This is a genomic window from Bacillus sp. SRB_8 (assembly GCF_003264205.1).
In the GTDB taxonomy this organism is placed as follows: Bacteria; Bacillota; Bacilli; order Bacillales; family Bacillaceae_G; genus Bacillus_A; species Bacillus_A mycoides.
Genome location: NZ_NADT01000086.1, coordinates 1 through 14782, shown reverse-complemented (window position 1 = coordinate 14782; position 14782 = coordinate 1). Strand labels below are relative to the sequence as shown.

Below are 14782 nucleotides of genomic sequence, written 5' to 3'. Positions count from 1 at the left end.
TCGTTTAGTTTTCAAAGTTCAATGCCGCGTTTCAGCGACTTTTATAATTTAACATTTTGACTTGAATCTGTCAACAACTTTTTTCTTTCGTTCCTGACGACGCTTATTAATTTATCATATTACTAATCGATAAGTCAACGCTTTTTTAAAAAATGCCAAAATAAATTTATCTTGGCATTATATATAGCTTAATAATCACTAATGCAGCAACACCTGGCACCCCTAATAAACTTGATACTGTAGCTGTCCCCATGTTAATTGGAATATGAAAATCGAAATATGTCCCTGCAACATTCACAATAAATAGTAACGCTATACCTAAAGTGACATGAAAGAGTGCTTTCCCTATAAAACGTATTGGTTTAGCAGAAACACCAAAAACAAGAAAAATAAAAACCAAAGCAAGAATGCCAACAATAATAATTGTAGAATTCATTTTTTCCTCCTTATGAATGACCTATACATATCCATTTGTATGGGACAAGACAAGAAAAAAGAACATCTATAACATAACTCCTACCACTTCATCTTTATAACCTTTAATCAGTAATATTTCTTCTAAGCACTAGCAATTAGATACAACTAATTCCATCCCCACTTTTTCTTTCTCCTCTTTATATCCCAAAAATAAAGTAGCCCTGTTACTCACAAATAAATCGATAAAAAGCAAAAGGTCCCGCTTTAAAAAGCAGGACCTTTTACCATTGTTCCATTTTCACAGGACGACGTTTTGCTTCTTTTAACAAGAAAAAATATTTCGCCTCTGCTATTTTTAAAGAACAAAGTACATCTTGAGACGGCTCAACACTTTGTTCAACCAGTCTCTTCTGACGTAGCCATTCATTCTTTACCTTTTCTAATAATACAATTAACTTATCGTCATACTCTTTACGCAACTTACCCTTTTTTTGAAAGAACATTTTCCCTTCTCCTCTTATATCTCTCTACGGCCTTCTAAAGCTTTCGATAGTGTTACTTCATCTGCATATTCTAAATCTCCACCAACTGGCAGACCATGTGCAATACGAGTTACTTTAATCCCTGTTGGCTTTAAGAGGCGGGATATGTACATCGCTGTAGCTTCCCCTTCAATATTAGGGTTTGTTGCTAATATCACTTCTTGTACTGTTTCATCTTGTAGTCTCTTTAATAACTGCGGGATATTAATATCCTCAGGTCCAATTCCCTCCATTGGAGAAATGGCACCGCGCAAAACATGATATACACCTTGATATTCTTTCATTTTTTCCATCGCAATTACATCTTTCGGCTCTTGTACTACACAAACAACCGATTGATCCCTATGCGAATCGTCACAAATATAACAAGGATCGCGGTCAGTGATATGTCCGCATACAGAACAATACGCTAAATCTCGCTTTGCATTCACAAGTGCTTTCGCAAAACCTAGTACATCATCCTCTTTCATATCTAACACGAAGAATGCCAATCGAACCGCTGTTTTCGGTCCGATTCCTGGCAACTTCATAAAACTATCGATTAATTTTGATATCGGTTCTGGATAATGCATATATCAATATCCTCCTAGAACATTCCACCTGGTAAGTTCATGCCTTTTGTAAATTTGCCCATTGTAGAGTTTGAAAGTTCATCAACCTTTTTAAGTGCATCATTCGTTGCAGCTAATACTAAGTCTTGTAACATTTCGATATCTTCTGGATCTACAACTTCTTCTTTAATTTTCACTTCAAGAACTTGCTTATGACCATTTGCAATAACAGTAACCATTCCGCCGCCAGCTGTACCTTCAACTGTTTTTTCGCCAAGCTCTTCTTGCGCCTTCGCCATGTCTTTTTGCATCTTTTGCATTTGTTTCATCATATTATTCATATTTCCCATTCCGCCACGCATCATAATTAATTCCTCCTCATTATTATTACTCTTTTATTTCAATAAGTTCTTGCCCTACTAATTTTACAGCCTCTTCTATAAGAGGATCTTCTTTTTGTTCTGGGCTTTCTTCAGAATCCCCGCCTTCGCGTTGTAAAAAGTCTTCACGAATTTTACCCCATTCACTTTTTGGGATAGCAATCATATTTAACCTTTTACTTAACAATTCAAAAAGGGTTTGTTCCAATGTATCCATCGCTTCTCGATTTTCACTAGCCATTTTGCAATGAATCTCATATTGAAATGCTAACACATAGGTATCATCCGAAGCCGCAACTGGTTCACTATTTTCTAATAAAACAGCAAATGCTACTTTGTTATGTGACTTGAGCCTTCCTAATAATTCGCCCCATACAGCTTTTAACTGTTCTAAATCTTGACGCTTCGCTTGCTTTAACACTTCATTCACACGTCCAACAGGAATTTTCATACTTCCTGTTCGTACCGGTTTTGGTGTTGCCCGCGTCTCTCTTACTTCCTGCTGCACACCAGCTGGCACGCCATTCTTTTTAACTTGCTCTAACTCTTTCTCCAACTGCTGCATCCTGTTCATAATCGCTTGTAAACGATCTGCGCCGTTTGCTTGCATCATAAACTGCTGACACAGTTGCACCATAACAACTTCCAAGAATATTCTTGGATGGTTTGTCCACTTCATCTCCTGTTGTCCCTTACTAAGGGTATGAATAATTTCATAGATTACTTCCGGTTGCATTTCTTCACTTAACGTACGGAATTGATCATCTACAATTACCCGTTCCAACATATGTTCTAATTGTGGTGAAGTTTGATATAAAAGCATATCACGATAGTAGTAAATGAAATCCTCCATAAAGCGAACTGGATCTTTCCCTTTACTCATCATCTCATCTATAATACGTAACGCTCTTGATACATCATTTTCACGTATACATTCTACCAGGTCACCCAAATATCGCTGAGATACAGATCCTGTTACAGCTAAAACATCTTCACTCGTCACCGTCTCATCACTATAAGAAATAGCTTGATCAATAAGACTGAGCGCATCACGCATACCACCTTCGGCGGCACGCGCTACGATTTGTAACGCTTGATCTTCTACTTGCGTACCTTCATTTGTCACGACCGTCGATAATCTCTCAACGATATCATTTACTGATATCTTTCGAAACTCAAAACGCTGACAACGCGAAATAATTGTAGCTGGAATTTTATGCGGTTCTGTTGTCGCCAGAATAAAAATAACATGTCCTGGCGGCTCTTCTAAAGTTTTCAAAAGCGCATTAAAGGCACCCATAGAAAGCATGTGAACTTCATCAATAATGTATACTTTATATCCTACAGCACTTGGAGCATATTTTACTTTATCTCTTATATCTCGTATTTCATCTACACCGTTATTTGAAGCCGCATCAATTTCTAATACATCTGAAATAGACCCTTGTGTAATTCCTAAACAAGAAGGACATTCATTACAAGGTTCAGCTACCGGGGCGTGTTCACAGTTAATTGCCTTTGCAAATACTTTTGCAATTGTCGTTTTCCCTGTTCCCCTGGGACCCGAAAACAAATAAGCATGTGAAGCTTTCTCTTGAAGAAGGGCATTTTGCAACGTTTTTGTCACGTGCTTTTGACCGACTACATCTTCGAATTTTTGCGGTCTCCATGTTCGGTATAACGCTTGGTATGACACGAAAATACGGCCTCCCTCAAAGGTTATTATCTTATTTATTATAACCCATTCTGTTTATAGATTCCAAAAGTTATTTTCCATACAAAAAACTCACCTTTATATAAAGGTGAGTTTTGTATACATATATAACTGCCGTGCACCTTCTGTCGATTACGTACCATAAGCGTTACTCAAGCAGTTAGCTCGGTTCAGGCACTCCTGCGGCACACGAGAAAACCCGCTTATTGCTGCTTCCTTCCGGACCTGACAAGGTTCACGGGGTCCCGTTGCGCAGGACCCAAACGTCAACACCACTTACTTAAGGCAGACCTTACAGCAACATAACCTCGAGAAGGGATTCAGCCTCGCTAGAGCGGATTGCGAGTATAGGGCACCGCTACCTCCCCGCTTAGCACGGCAAAGTTAAAACCAATATTCGGTTGCCTTGGATAAGGCATTATCAGTATAACTTGTTTTTTTACAAAATGCAAATACGTTAGTTACCATTACTTTTCTCTAGTTTTTTCACTTCTTTTCTTTTCTTACGAAGCTCCCTAAAAAAAATCGTTAACAACGTACCACATTCCTCTTCAAGTACACCAGCCACTACTTCACACTGATGATTAAAACGCTCATCAGTTAAAAGATTCATCAACGTACCTGCACATCCACCTTTCGGATCGCTCGCACCATATACAACCCGTTTTATACGCGATAAAACAATTCCCCCTGCACACATTGGGCAAGGTTCTAATGTTACATATAACGTTGCATCTTCTAAACGCCATGTCCCTAATTTTTTGCAAGCTTCATCAATAGCTAAGAGTTCGGCGTGAGCTATTGATCTCTGTTCAGTTTCTCTTAAGTTATGTGCGACACTAATCACTTCACCATCTAGCACAATTACAGCACCAATTGGTACCTCTTGTATCGCCTCCGCCTTCTTCGCTTCCTCTATTGCTAACTGCATAAAATATATATCTCGCTCCATAATATAGTCCTTTCACCAAAAATAAAATACACTTTTTCATTTCTTGCAGGTGGGATAACTTTTACAAATTCAATCCAACCTAAAGAAGAAAGAGAGGGAATTACATATGAAAAATACTGCCTTACTCATTATCGATATGATTAATGATTTTCAATTCTCCCACGGACCCATCCTGGCACAGAAATGTGAAATTATAAAGAACCCCATTTTACAATTAAAGGACACCATGAAATCATTGGGCTATCCAATAATTTATGTCAATGATCACTATCAACTTTGGAGATCTGATATTGATCAACTTATCACCCATTGTACAAATGAGTATAGTAAAAATATTATCGAGGCCATTGCTCCGCATACTGACGATTACATTTTTATTAAACCACATTACTCTGCTTTTTATGAAACACCTTTGAATTCTTTATTAGGTTATTTAAAAATCGAAAATCTCATTTTAACAGGAATTGCCGGGAACATATGCATCCTTTTTACAGCTAATGATGCCCATATGAGAAATTATACACTTTATGTACCACGGGATTGCATCGCTTCTAATAACGAGCAAGATAATGAACATGCTTTAAAAATAATGGAAGCCACATTAAAGGCAAATATTGTACCGTCATCCCAAATAAAATTTAATTAATACATATCTATTTTCTAACTTTTTATATCAAATTAGTCCGCTCGCTCCCCTCTTGTGCTACAATAATTCTGTTTTGTGTTTTTAGTAGTCACGGTAAATCACTGATTGAAAGGAGGAAACAGCGTGACCGGAGTACCATTTATCACGGTTGAAGGACCAATTGGTGTTGGAAAAACTTCACTTGCGAAGGAACTTTCAACTCACATGCAACTCCACTTACTAAAAGAGATTGTTGATGAAAATCCTTTTTTAGGAAAATTCTACGAAGACATCGACGAATGGAGTTTTCAAACAGAGATGTTCTTTCTTTGTAATAGATACAAACAACTAGAGGATATTAACATAAAGTATTTGAATCAAAGAAAGCCTGTAGTAGCAGATTATCATATATTTAAAAATTTAATTTTTGCATCCCGTACATTAAAAGATTCTCAATATGACAAGTACATGCAAATTTATCGCATTCTTACGCAAGATATGCCTGTGCCAAATGTCATCGTTTATTTAACAGCGAGCCTAGAAACATTACAAAAACGAATTGCCATGCGCGGAAGAGAATTCGAAAAAAATATGGATCCAAATTACTTGCTACAGCTTACAAAAGATTACGAAACAGCAATGGATGCTTTCAAAAAGGACCATCCAGATATTCCAGTATTGAAATTTAATGGAGACGATATGGATTTTGTAAGAAATCCTGATGATTTAAATGTCATCTTATCAGCTCTTCAAAATACTCTCTTGAAGGAGTCGAAATAACAATGAATTTAAGGCAAAAATATGATATACCAAATGATGCAGTTATCACTATTGCTGGGACAGTAGGTGTCGGTAAATCAACTATGACAACTGCATTGGCTAATGCTTTAGGTTATCGTACATCTTTTGAAAAAGTAGATTCCAACCCATATTTGGACAAGTTCTATGCCGATTTCACACGCTGGAGCTTTCACTTACAAGTGTACTTTTTAGCAGAACGATTTAAAGAACAAAAAAGAATTTTCGAATATGGTGGCGGTTTTGTTCAAGACCGTTCTATCTATGAGGACACTGGTATTTTCGCAAAAATGCATTACGAAAAGGGTACAATGACTGAAACTGATTATGAAACATACAAAGGTTTATTTGATGCTATGGTCATGACTCCTTACTTCCCTCATCCAGACTTATTAATTTACCTAGAAGGTTCTTTTGATGATATTGTCGATCGTATTCAAGAACGAGGACGTCCCATGGAGCAGCAAACACCAATTGAATATTGGAAAGAGATGCATGGACGTTACGATAACTGGATTAATAACTTTAATTCATGCCCTGTTTTACGATTAAACATTAATGAATACGATATTTTAAAAGATGGCGATTCAATCGAACCAATCATTAAAAAAATTGGACATTTTTTAAAACAAACACGTAAACTTGTAAAATAAAAAACCCGTGCATATGCACGGGTTTTCCTATGAAATTACTTTTTCTTTTTTGTCGGAGCAATAATTTCACTCTCTGGCTTTCCAGCATTAATACGCTGACGAACAGTACTCGTACTAATATCATATGTTTCAGCAATCTCTTTAACAGTCAATTCTTTCCCATTAATTACTGCTGTTAGTAATTTCCCTGTACGTTTTGGAGTTACTTCTTTTTGCACAGCTGGTTTTTCAGCTTCTTTTGGTACCTCTACTTTTTTTGCAACCTGTTTTACATCACAAGTGCAACCACAAAGTTTACGGAATGTATCATCACTTATAATGCGCGACACATTTGCACCACTGTTTAAAATTCTATTGTTCTTACAGACAGGACATTGTACATAATATAAAGTTTTTCCATCTAAAGGAAACGTTTGTATAATAAGATCCATGTTAACTCCTTTCATATCTATGAAGATAATCATCGGAATATGAGTGTGTAATAAGGACACTATATCCTTACATCATACTTTATGATTGGTTTTAAAATAAAAACTCGTTACGTGTTGGTAACGAGTTCTCCAATCTCCACTTATATGCGCTGTTGTCAATTATATCTGGAGGAGGTAGAGGGATTCGAACCCCCGCGCGACTCTCGCCGCCTGTCGGTTTTCAAGACCGATCCCTTCAGCCAGACTTGGGTATACCTCCATATTGACATCAAATATAATATCAAAAGAAAAACAGTTAGTCAACCCTACTATAATAAATTATGAGGAAAGGAAAATTTTACTTCCCCTCTCCTTTATGACACTGCTGACAACGTCCATAATTACCAATCACTCATACCGATGAATGTTTTAACTTATTTAATAACTGTTTTTCCTCCCATATAAGGGCGAAGAACTTCTGGAATTATAATTGTACCATCTTCTTGTTGGTAGTTCTCTAAAATAGCTGCCACTGTACGTCCAATTGCAAGACCAGATCCATTTAGTGTATGAACATGTTCCGGTTTGCCATTTGGCTCACGACGGAAACGGATATTCGCGCGTCTCGCTTGGAATGCCTCAAAATTACTACAAGAAGAAATTTCACGATATGTACCATAGCTTGGAATCCATACTTCAATATCGTATTTCTTCGCTGCTGTAAATCCTAAATCTCCTGTACACATGCTCATAACGCGATATGGCAACTCTAATAATTGTAACACGCGCTCTGCATCATTTGTTAATTTTTCTAACTCTTCGTAAGAATCTTCTGGTTTCACGAACTTCACAAGTTCAACTTTATTAAATTGGTGTTGGCGAATTAAACCACGTGTATCACGACCAGCTGAACCTGCTTCAGAACGGAAGCATGAGCTAAACGCAGCATATCGTATCGGCAATTGCTCTTTACTCACAATCTCATCACGATGCATATTCGTTACAGGTACTTCAGCTGTTGGGATTAGGAAATAATCTTCACTTTCAATACGGAATGCATCTTCTTCAAACTTCGGAAGTTGTCCTGTTCCTGTCATACTTGCACGGTTTACCATATAAGGAGGCAATACTTCCTCATATCCATGCTCATCAGTATGAAGGTCAAGCATAAAGCTAATCAAAGCACGTTCTAATCTTGCACCAGCACCTTTGTAAAATACAAATCGGCTTCCTGTTACTTTCCCAGCACGTTCAAAATCTAAAATCCCTAAATCAGTAGCAAGGTCCCAATGTGGTTTTGGCTCATAAGTAAATTCTTTCACTTCTCCCCAAGTACGTGCTACTACGTTATCATCCTCTGTTTCGCCTATTGGGGCAGATTCATGAGGGATATTTGGGATAGATAGCATTAATCTTTCTAAATCTTCTTCAACTGTACGAAGCTCATTATCAAGATCTTTTACTTTTTCCCCAACTTCACGCATTTCTATAATTAGAGCTTCCGCATCTTTCTTTTCACGCTTTAATACTGAAATTTGTTGAGATACTTCGTTACGTTTACTTTTTAGTTCTTCTGTTTGAACAAGTAGCTCTCTTCTTCTCGTATCAAGTTCTTCAAAGCGACCAAAATCCGTTAAATCTTCGCCTCTATGCTGTAATTTTGCTTTTACTTCTTCAAAATTCGTACGTAAAAATTTAATATCAAGCATTATATACTCCTCCTTTTATTTTATAAAACACAAAAAACTCCCGTCCCTATACAAAGGGACGGGAGTTAACCCGCGTTGCCACCCTAGTTGAAAGCATTACCGCTTTCCTCTCAAGTAGAAATAACGGCTCTTCACCGGGAATGTTTACTAATCAAAAGATATTCCACATTCCATTCCAGGATGGATTCACAAACTGTTTCTATCGATTTCCACCAACCATCGACTCTCTATAAGAAACAACATTTGTTACTACTTCCTATCAACACGCTTATTTTATAAAATTGTTATCATCAATTTACTATAATCTTATACAAGTTGCAAGTTACTTATACAACTTTTTTCATTTTCGCTTCTTTTACCATTTCTACAAAGTATGCTGTTACACGATGATCATCCGTTAATTCCGGATGGAAAGAAGCAGCTAAAAACGGCCCTTGCCTTACCGCTACCATTCGCTCGCCATGCATAGAAAGTACTTCAACATCATCAGCTACATTTACAACATACGGAGCACGGATAAATACACCAACAAAGTCTTCTCCCACACCTTTAATTGAAAGTGCAGCTTCAAAACTATCTTTTTGGCGTCCGAACGCATTGCGCTCAACCGTAATATCCATAGCACCAATATGTGCTTCTTCATAGCCAATAAGTGTTTTCGCAAGAAGAATCATTCCTGCACATGTACCAAACATTGGTTTACCAGACTTCGCAAATGTACGAAGAGGCTCCATGAAAGCATACTTATCAATAAGACGGCGCATTGTTGTACTTTCACCGCCTGGTAAAATAAGACCATCAATCTCTTCAAGTTGCTCTATACGCTTTACAACAACAGCTTCTGCACCACTTGCCTCAACTGATTTTACATGCTCACGAACTGCACCTTGAAGACCTAGTACACCGATTTTCACCATTTTAAAGATCTCCTTTAATTACCATCCACGCTCTTGCATGCGTTGTTCTGGTAATAACGTTGAAATTTCGATACCTTTCATTGCATTACCTAATCCTTTAGAAAGGCTTGCAATTAGTTCGTAATCTTCATAATGAGTCGTTGCTTCAACGATTGCACGTGCAAATTTCTCTGGGTTCTCTGATTTGAAGATACCAGATCCAACAAATACACCATCAGCACCAAGTTGCATCATTAACGCTGCATCTGCTGGCGTTGCTACACCACCTGCTGCAAAGTTTACAACTGGCAGGCGACCAAGGCGTTTAATTTCAAGTAGTACTTCATAAGGAGCACCAGTATTTTTTGCATATGTCATTACCTCATCTTCACGTAGACTTGCAACTTGACGGATTTCTGCATTGACTTGGCGCATATGACGCACTGCCTCTACAATGTTTCCTGTTCCAGGTTCACCTTTTGTACGAAGCATAGCTGCACCTTCTGCAATACGACGTGCAGCTTCTCCGATATCGCGGCAACCACATACAAACGGAACTGTGTAATCACGTTTATTTAAATGGTATACTTCATCAGCAGGAGTCAATACTTCACTCTCATCGATATAGTCTACCCCTAATGATTCTAATACACGTGCTTCTACAAGGTGACCGATACGACATTTTGCCATAACCGGAATTGATACAGCACCCATAACTTCTTCAACAATTGTTGGATCTGCCATACGAGAAACGCCACCTGCTGCACGAATATCTGCAGGTACACGCTCTAATGCCATAACAGCAACTGCGCCTGCCTCTTCTGCAATCCTTGCTTGCTCAGCGTTAACTACGTCCATAATAACGCCGCCTTTTTGCATTTCTGCCATTCCACGTTTTACACGTTCTGTCCCTGTTACATTTGTCATGTACAAAAACCCCCCTAGGTGAATTGCTTTCCCCGTTAAAGAAGAAAATTAAGAATACTCTTACATTCTACCACTAACTATCTGATGCTTGTCCACTACTTTTTCATAAAGTCGGTATGAAAAATAGGAATAAGAAAAAGCTCCTACAATGAGGAGCTTTTAAAACCAACCTTTTACTGTATCAACAGCACCATTCCACATACCACTAAAGAAAGAACCAATTCCGCGCATAGAACGTGTAAACCAGCCTGCCTCTTCTACTTCAGATTTTGTTACAAGGTCTACTTGTAATGATTTTCCTGATAAAAATCCAGGATCATTACTATCTTTAGACGTTACAACCATTTGGCCAAGTGCAACTCCCTTTTTCAGAGGTGCTTCTTGTCCCTTATTGCCTTCTTTAAATTCTGTTTTATAAATGTCTTTACTTCCCTTTGGCACCGGAAGTGAAACAGCTTGCTTCGTTTGAACTGCTACATCTTTATCTTTCGCATTTTCAACTCTTACTGTCTCTTTTCCTTTAACCGAAGAACCTTTTTCATACATTTTCTTCATTTCAAAGTTAGCAAAGCCATAATCATATAATTTCTTTGTCTCATCAAATCTTGCTGTATGAGATTTTGTTTTAATAACTACAGAAATGAAACGCATACCATTTCTTTCAATCGTACCAGTAAAACAATCTCCTGCTTCTGGAGTTGATCCTGTTTTCAGGCCATCTACGCCTTCATATTCCTTAATTAACCCTTTTAACATCCAGTTCCAGTTAGGCATTTCGATCCGATCCGTAGTACCTTCACGGAATACTTTTTTTGAAATTTTTGCTATGTCTAATGTTTTAGGGAAATCTTGAATAAGACGTTGTGCTAAAATTGCTACATCTCTCGCAGACATTTTATTTTCTTCATCTGGAGTTGTCCCTTCAGGATGGTGTCCTTTTAAATCTTTGTTCGTTAAACCCGTAGAATTTACAAACTTATAATTTCTTAATCCAAACTCTTTCGATTTATCATTCATCATTTTTACAAAGTCTACTTCTTTTCCAGCAACTGCTTCAGCTAACGCTATTGTTGCACCATTAGCAGAATAAATCGCCATTGCTTCGTATAGCTCTTTTACTGTATAAGACTCACCGTTTCGTAGAGGCACATTCGATAATGAACGATCTTGCGAAATGTTATACGCATATTCGGAAACCTTAACTTTTTGATCCCATTTTAGTTTCCCTTTCGCAACAGCCTCGTTCACTAGGTATTCACTCATCATTTTTGTCATACTAGCAATTGATAATAACTCATCTGCATTTTTTTGATATAAAATCTTTCCAGAATTCGCTTCTACTAAAATTGCCGCACCTGCTTCAATGTTTAAAGCGGCTCCTGTTTCTGCTGATGCATTGCTATATGGTACAAGCATGCCACAAGCTATTGTAAGCACTGTTACCAACGCAATGAATCTTTTGCAAAACATACCTTTCACTTTTGCTACCCCCAATATCTATGTACTCACATAACCGTTATTCTAACATAATCAAAAAAAAATAGACAGAGATATCAAATCTCCGTCTATTTACATATAAGACATTATAATGAGTAGTTTGGAGCCTCTTTTGTAATCTGTACGTGATGAGGGTGGCTTTCACGTAAACCGGCACCCGACATACGAATGAACTGCGCATTCTCACGTAAGAATTCTAAATCCTGTGCTCCGCAGTATCCCATACCTGCACGTAATCCACCAACTAATTGATGAACTGTATCTGCTAAAGGTCCTTTATATGGTACTCGTCCTTCAATACCTTCTGGAACAAGTTTTTTGTTTCCTTCTTGGAAGTAGCGATCTTTACTTCCTTTTTCCATTGCTCCAACAGAACCCATACCACGATATACTTTAAATTGACGACCCTGGTAAATTTCAGTTTCTCCAGGGCTTTCAGCTACACCAGCGAACATACTACCTAGCATAACAACGTGTGCTCCTGCTGCTAAAGCTTTAACCATATCACCAGAGTACTTAACACCGCCATCTGCAATAACTGGAATGCCGTATTTACGGGCTTCAGTTGCACAATCATAAACTGCTGTTAATTGTGGTACACCAACTCCAGCTACAACACGCGTTGTACAAATAGATCCTGGTCCAATACCAACTTTAACTACATTTGCACCAGCTTCAATTAATGCTTTTGTTGCTTCAGCTGTAGCAACATTTCCAGCAATAATATTTAGTTCTGGATATTTTGCGCGAACTTCTTTTACTTTTTCAATAACACCTTGAGAATGCCCATGAGCTGTATCAAGTACAATTGCATCTACACTCGCTTTTACTAATGCGTCGATACGAAGCATTGCATCAGCCGTTACACCAACTGCTGCTCCAACCAATAAGCGTCCTTGCTTATCCTTTGCAGAGTTTGGAAATTCAATTACTTTTTCAATATCTTTTATTGTAATAAGCCCTTGTAATACACCGCTATTATCAACAAGAGGAAGCTTTTCAATTTTATACTTTTGTAGGATCTTTTCAGCTTCTCCTAGTGTAGTACCAACTGGGGCTGTAATTAACTGTTCTTTTGTCATTACGTCAGAAATTTTGATTGAGTAGTCTTGGATGAAGCGCATATCACGGTTTGTAATAATACCAACTAATTTTCGCTCATCTAAATTATTTACAACTGGTACACCTGAGATGCGGTATTTTCCCATAAGATGTTCCGCATCATATACTTGATGTTCTGGAGTTAAAAAGAATGGATCTGAAATAACGCCGCTTTCAGAGCGCTTTACTTTGTCAACTTGCTCTGCCTGATGCTCAATAGACATATTCTTATGAATGATTCCTAAACCGCCTTGACGAGCCATTGCAATAGCCATATCGGCTTCTGTTACTGTATCCATTCCTGCACTAATTAACGGGATGTTTAACTGTAAGCTTTCAGATAAAACTGTTTTAACACTTACTTCTCTTGGTAATATATCTGATTTTGCTGGTACAAGTAATACATCATCAAAAGTCAAACCTTCTTTAACAAATTTAGATTCCCACATAATTGTTCCCCCCATGATACCAGAAATTATTATTAGTAGCTTATCAATTGGTTAAAATACTGTCAAGAAAGTATAAATATGTTAGAATTTTTAGACAATAAAAGGAGCGTAATATATGCATCATACACCTTGTGCTTGGCAGCAGTTAAGTTTCTTCTTTTCATCTCAAAACGTACAACATTATCTTGCCCGTTGTTATGAAAAATCCTCGATTCAGGATGCCGAAAAAAAAAGTTTTGAAAATTGTTATCCATTTATTTATTACTTAGAACACGGTAAAAATTATTATGAATTATATAAAACAGCGCCATTTTCCATTCAGCCAATGCTGTTATTTTATGGGATGGGGCAACTTTTTAAAGCCTGTTTATTAACTATTAATCCAAACTATCCAGAATCAACAACCGTTTTAGCACATGGAGTGACAACCCGTAAACGAAAAAAACAAGGATATCAATTTTTAGAAGATGAAGTGAAAATACAGAAAAATGGCCTATTTACTCACGCGGCAGAACAACTGTTTCACATGAAACACTTAGAAACAGAAAAGTTTAATATGTTAGAGCTAATGGGAAAAATCCCTGAATTACAACATTTATTTCGCTATAGTCAAAAAGGAACAACATTATATAAAATTGATTCAACAAATAAAAATGAACTCTCTTTTTCAGTCAACATACTAGATCGACTACATATGACCAAAGAGAGATTTTCTCGTTACATCGAAACAGCTTGTAAGCATTTATCAATACAACACGCACCTGAGAAAAACAATGAATTAAATGTGTTTTTTTCAGCACCTATTCAATCATGGAATCCTATGTATAGCACACCTTTATACTACGAGTATCTTACTGACACTTATTATTTACCACTTACGACTGACCCTAGAAACTCTAAGCCAGTGTTGCCTGAGCTTCTTGTTCATTATTTATTGCTCTATAATTTAAGTATGATTTCTAGGTATGAAACAGATTGGTGGTATGACTTACTTGGAAGCTATGGATCTGAAGATTATCCGTTTATTTATCAATTTCTCAATATTTCTGCTCAAAAAATCCCTTACTATATTTCAGCATTTTTACTAACGGAATCCAACCTATTTCATGGGAAATAAAAAAACACGAGTCAAATGACTCGTGTTTTTATCTTGCTTGGCGA

At 37.3% G+C, this 14782-nt stretch carries 16 protein-coding genes, 1 tRNA gene, 1 other RNA gene and 1 other annotated feature; of the genes, 4 read left to right on the top strand and 14 right to left on the bottom strand.

What is annotated here, in order from left to right; genetic code table 11:
- Positions 1-166: 166 nt before the first annotated feature.
- From B5P40_RS31740 to tadA, 7 genes are all read right to left on the bottom strand, one after another.
- Positions 167-436 (bottom strand): pro-sigmaK processing inhibitor BofA family protein, encoded by a 270-nt coding sequence (locus tag B5P40_RS31740; protein ID WP_002063354.1) that lies wholly within the window; start codon positions 434-436, stop codon positions 167-169.
- A 262-nt stretch (positions 437-698) separates the two neighbouring features.
- Positions 699-920, bottom strand: a complete 222-nt coding sequence (locus tag B5P40_RS31735) for a YaaL family protein (protein ID WP_002009631.1) — start codon at positions 918-920, stop codon at positions 699-701.
- A 14-nt stretch (positions 921-934) separates the two neighbouring features.
- A complete protein-coding gene (gene recR / locus B5P40_RS31730) occupies positions 935-1531 on the bottom strand; it encodes a recombination protein RecR (protein ID WP_002009629.1) in 597 nt (198 codons plus the stop codon).
- Positions 1532-1545: 14 nt separating this feature from the next.
- Positions 1546-1872: a YbaB/EbfC family nucleoid-associated protein gene (locus B5P40_RS31725; RefSeq protein WP_170935248.1), complete on the bottom strand. Its 327-nt coding sequence runs from the start codon at positions 1870-1872 to the stop codon at positions 1546-1548.
- Between the two features lie 25 nt (positions 1873-1897).
- Positions 1898-3586 carry a DNA polymerase III subunit gamma/tau gene (dnaX, locus tag B5P40_RS31720; RefSeq protein WP_113710515.1) on the bottom strand — a complete coding sequence of 563 codons (1689 nt, stop codon included), beginning with the start codon at positions 3584-3586 and terminating at the stop codon, positions 1898-1900.
- 132 nt (positions 3587-3718) lie between these two features.
- Positions 3719-3983: signal recognition particle sRNA large type (gene ffs, locus B5P40_RS31715), an RNA gene on the bottom strand.
- 78 nt (positions 3984-4061) lie between these two features.
- Positions 4062-4556 carry a tRNA adenosine(34) deaminase TadA gene (tadA, locus tag B5P40_RS31710; RefSeq protein ID WP_002063356.1) on the bottom strand — a complete coding sequence of 165 codons (495 nt, stop codon included), beginning with the start codon at positions 4554-4556 and terminating at the stop codon, positions 4062-4064.
- A gap of 106 nt (positions 4557-4662) precedes the next feature.
- Between tadA and B5P40_RS31705 the strand changes: the two genes are divergently transcribed.
- The 3 genes from B5P40_RS31705 (at position 4663) to B5P40_RS31695 (ending at position 6632) form a co-directional block, all read left to right on the top strand.
- Positions 4663-5202, top strand: a complete 540-nt coding sequence (locus tag B5P40_RS31705; RefSeq protein ID WP_002130738.1) for a cysteine hydrolase family protein — start codon at positions 4663-4665, stop codon at positions 5200-5202.
- Positions 5203-5325: 123 nt separating this feature from the next.
- The gene (locus B5P40_RS31700; RefSeq protein WP_002009621.1) at positions 5326-5961 is read left to right on the top strand and encodes a deoxynucleoside kinase; all 636 of its coding nucleotides are present in this window, start codon (positions 5326-5328) and stop codon (positions 5959-5961) included.
- A 2-nt stretch (positions 5962-5963) separates the two neighbouring features.
- Positions 5964-6632 carry a deoxynucleoside kinase gene (locus B5P40_RS31695; protein ID WP_002009620.1) on the top strand — a complete coding sequence of 223 codons (669 nt, stop codon included), beginning with the start codon at positions 5964-5966 and terminating at the stop codon, positions 6630-6632.
- 35 nt (positions 6633-6667) lie between these two features.
- On the opposite strand, the gene B5P40_RS31690 is transcribed toward B5P40_RS31695, so the two are convergent.
- From B5P40_RS31690 to guaB, 7 genes are all read right to left on the bottom strand, one after another.
- Positions 6668-7063, bottom strand: a complete 396-nt coding sequence (locus B5P40_RS31690) for a sigma factor-like helix-turn-helix DNA-binding protein (RefSeq protein ID WP_002029297.1) — start codon at positions 7061-7063, stop codon at positions 6668-6670.
- 166 nt (positions 7064-7229) lie between these two features.
- Positions 7230-7322 (bottom strand) — tRNA-Ser (locus B5P40_RS31685).
- 154 nt (positions 7323-7476) lie between these two features.
- The gene (serS, locus tag B5P40_RS31680; protein ID WP_088031262.1) at positions 7477-8751 is read right to left on the bottom strand and encodes a serine--tRNA ligase; all 1275 of its coding nucleotides are present in this window, start codon (positions 8749-8751) and stop codon (positions 7477-7479) included.
- A 51-nt stretch (positions 8752-8802) separates the two neighbouring features.
- Positions 8803-9023, bottom strand: a binding site (T-box leader).
- Positions 9024-9077: 54 nt separating this feature from the next.
- Complete coding sequence (gene pdxT, locus B5P40_RS31675; RefSeq protein WP_002009616.1) at positions 9078-9668, bottom strand: pyridoxal 5'-phosphate synthase glutaminase subunit PdxT; 591 nt, start codon at positions 9666-9668, stop codon at positions 9078-9080.
- Positions 9669-9686: 18 nt separating this feature from the next.
- Positions 9687-10574: a pyridoxal 5'-phosphate synthase lyase subunit PdxS gene (gene pdxS, locus B5P40_RS31670; protein WP_113710514.1), complete on the bottom strand. Its 888-nt coding sequence runs from the start codon at positions 10572-10574 to the stop codon at positions 9687-9689.
- 159 nt (positions 10575-10733) lie between these two features.
- Positions 10734-12044 carry a D-alanyl-D-alanine carboxypeptidase family protein gene (locus B5P40_RS31665; RefSeq protein WP_142936383.1) on the bottom strand — a complete coding sequence of 437 codons (1311 nt, stop codon included), beginning with the start codon at positions 12042-12044 and terminating at the stop codon, positions 10734-10736.
- Positions 12045-12157: 113 nt separating this feature from the next.
- The gene (gene guaB / locus B5P40_RS31660; protein ID WP_088031264.1) at positions 12158-13621 is read right to left on the bottom strand and encodes an IMP dehydrogenase; all 1464 of its coding nucleotides are present in this window, start codon (positions 13619-13621) and stop codon (positions 12158-12160) included.
- A 115-nt stretch (positions 13622-13736) separates the two neighbouring features.
- Here guaB and B5P40_RS31655 point away from each other — a divergent pair, with 115 nt between their 5' ends.
- The gene (locus B5P40_RS31655; RefSeq protein ID WP_113710512.1) at positions 13737-14738 is read left to right on the top strand and encodes a YaaC family protein; all 1002 of its coding nucleotides are present in this window, start codon (positions 13737-13739) and stop codon (positions 14736-14738) included.
- The last annotated feature ends 44 nt before the right edge of the window (positions 14739-14782 follow it).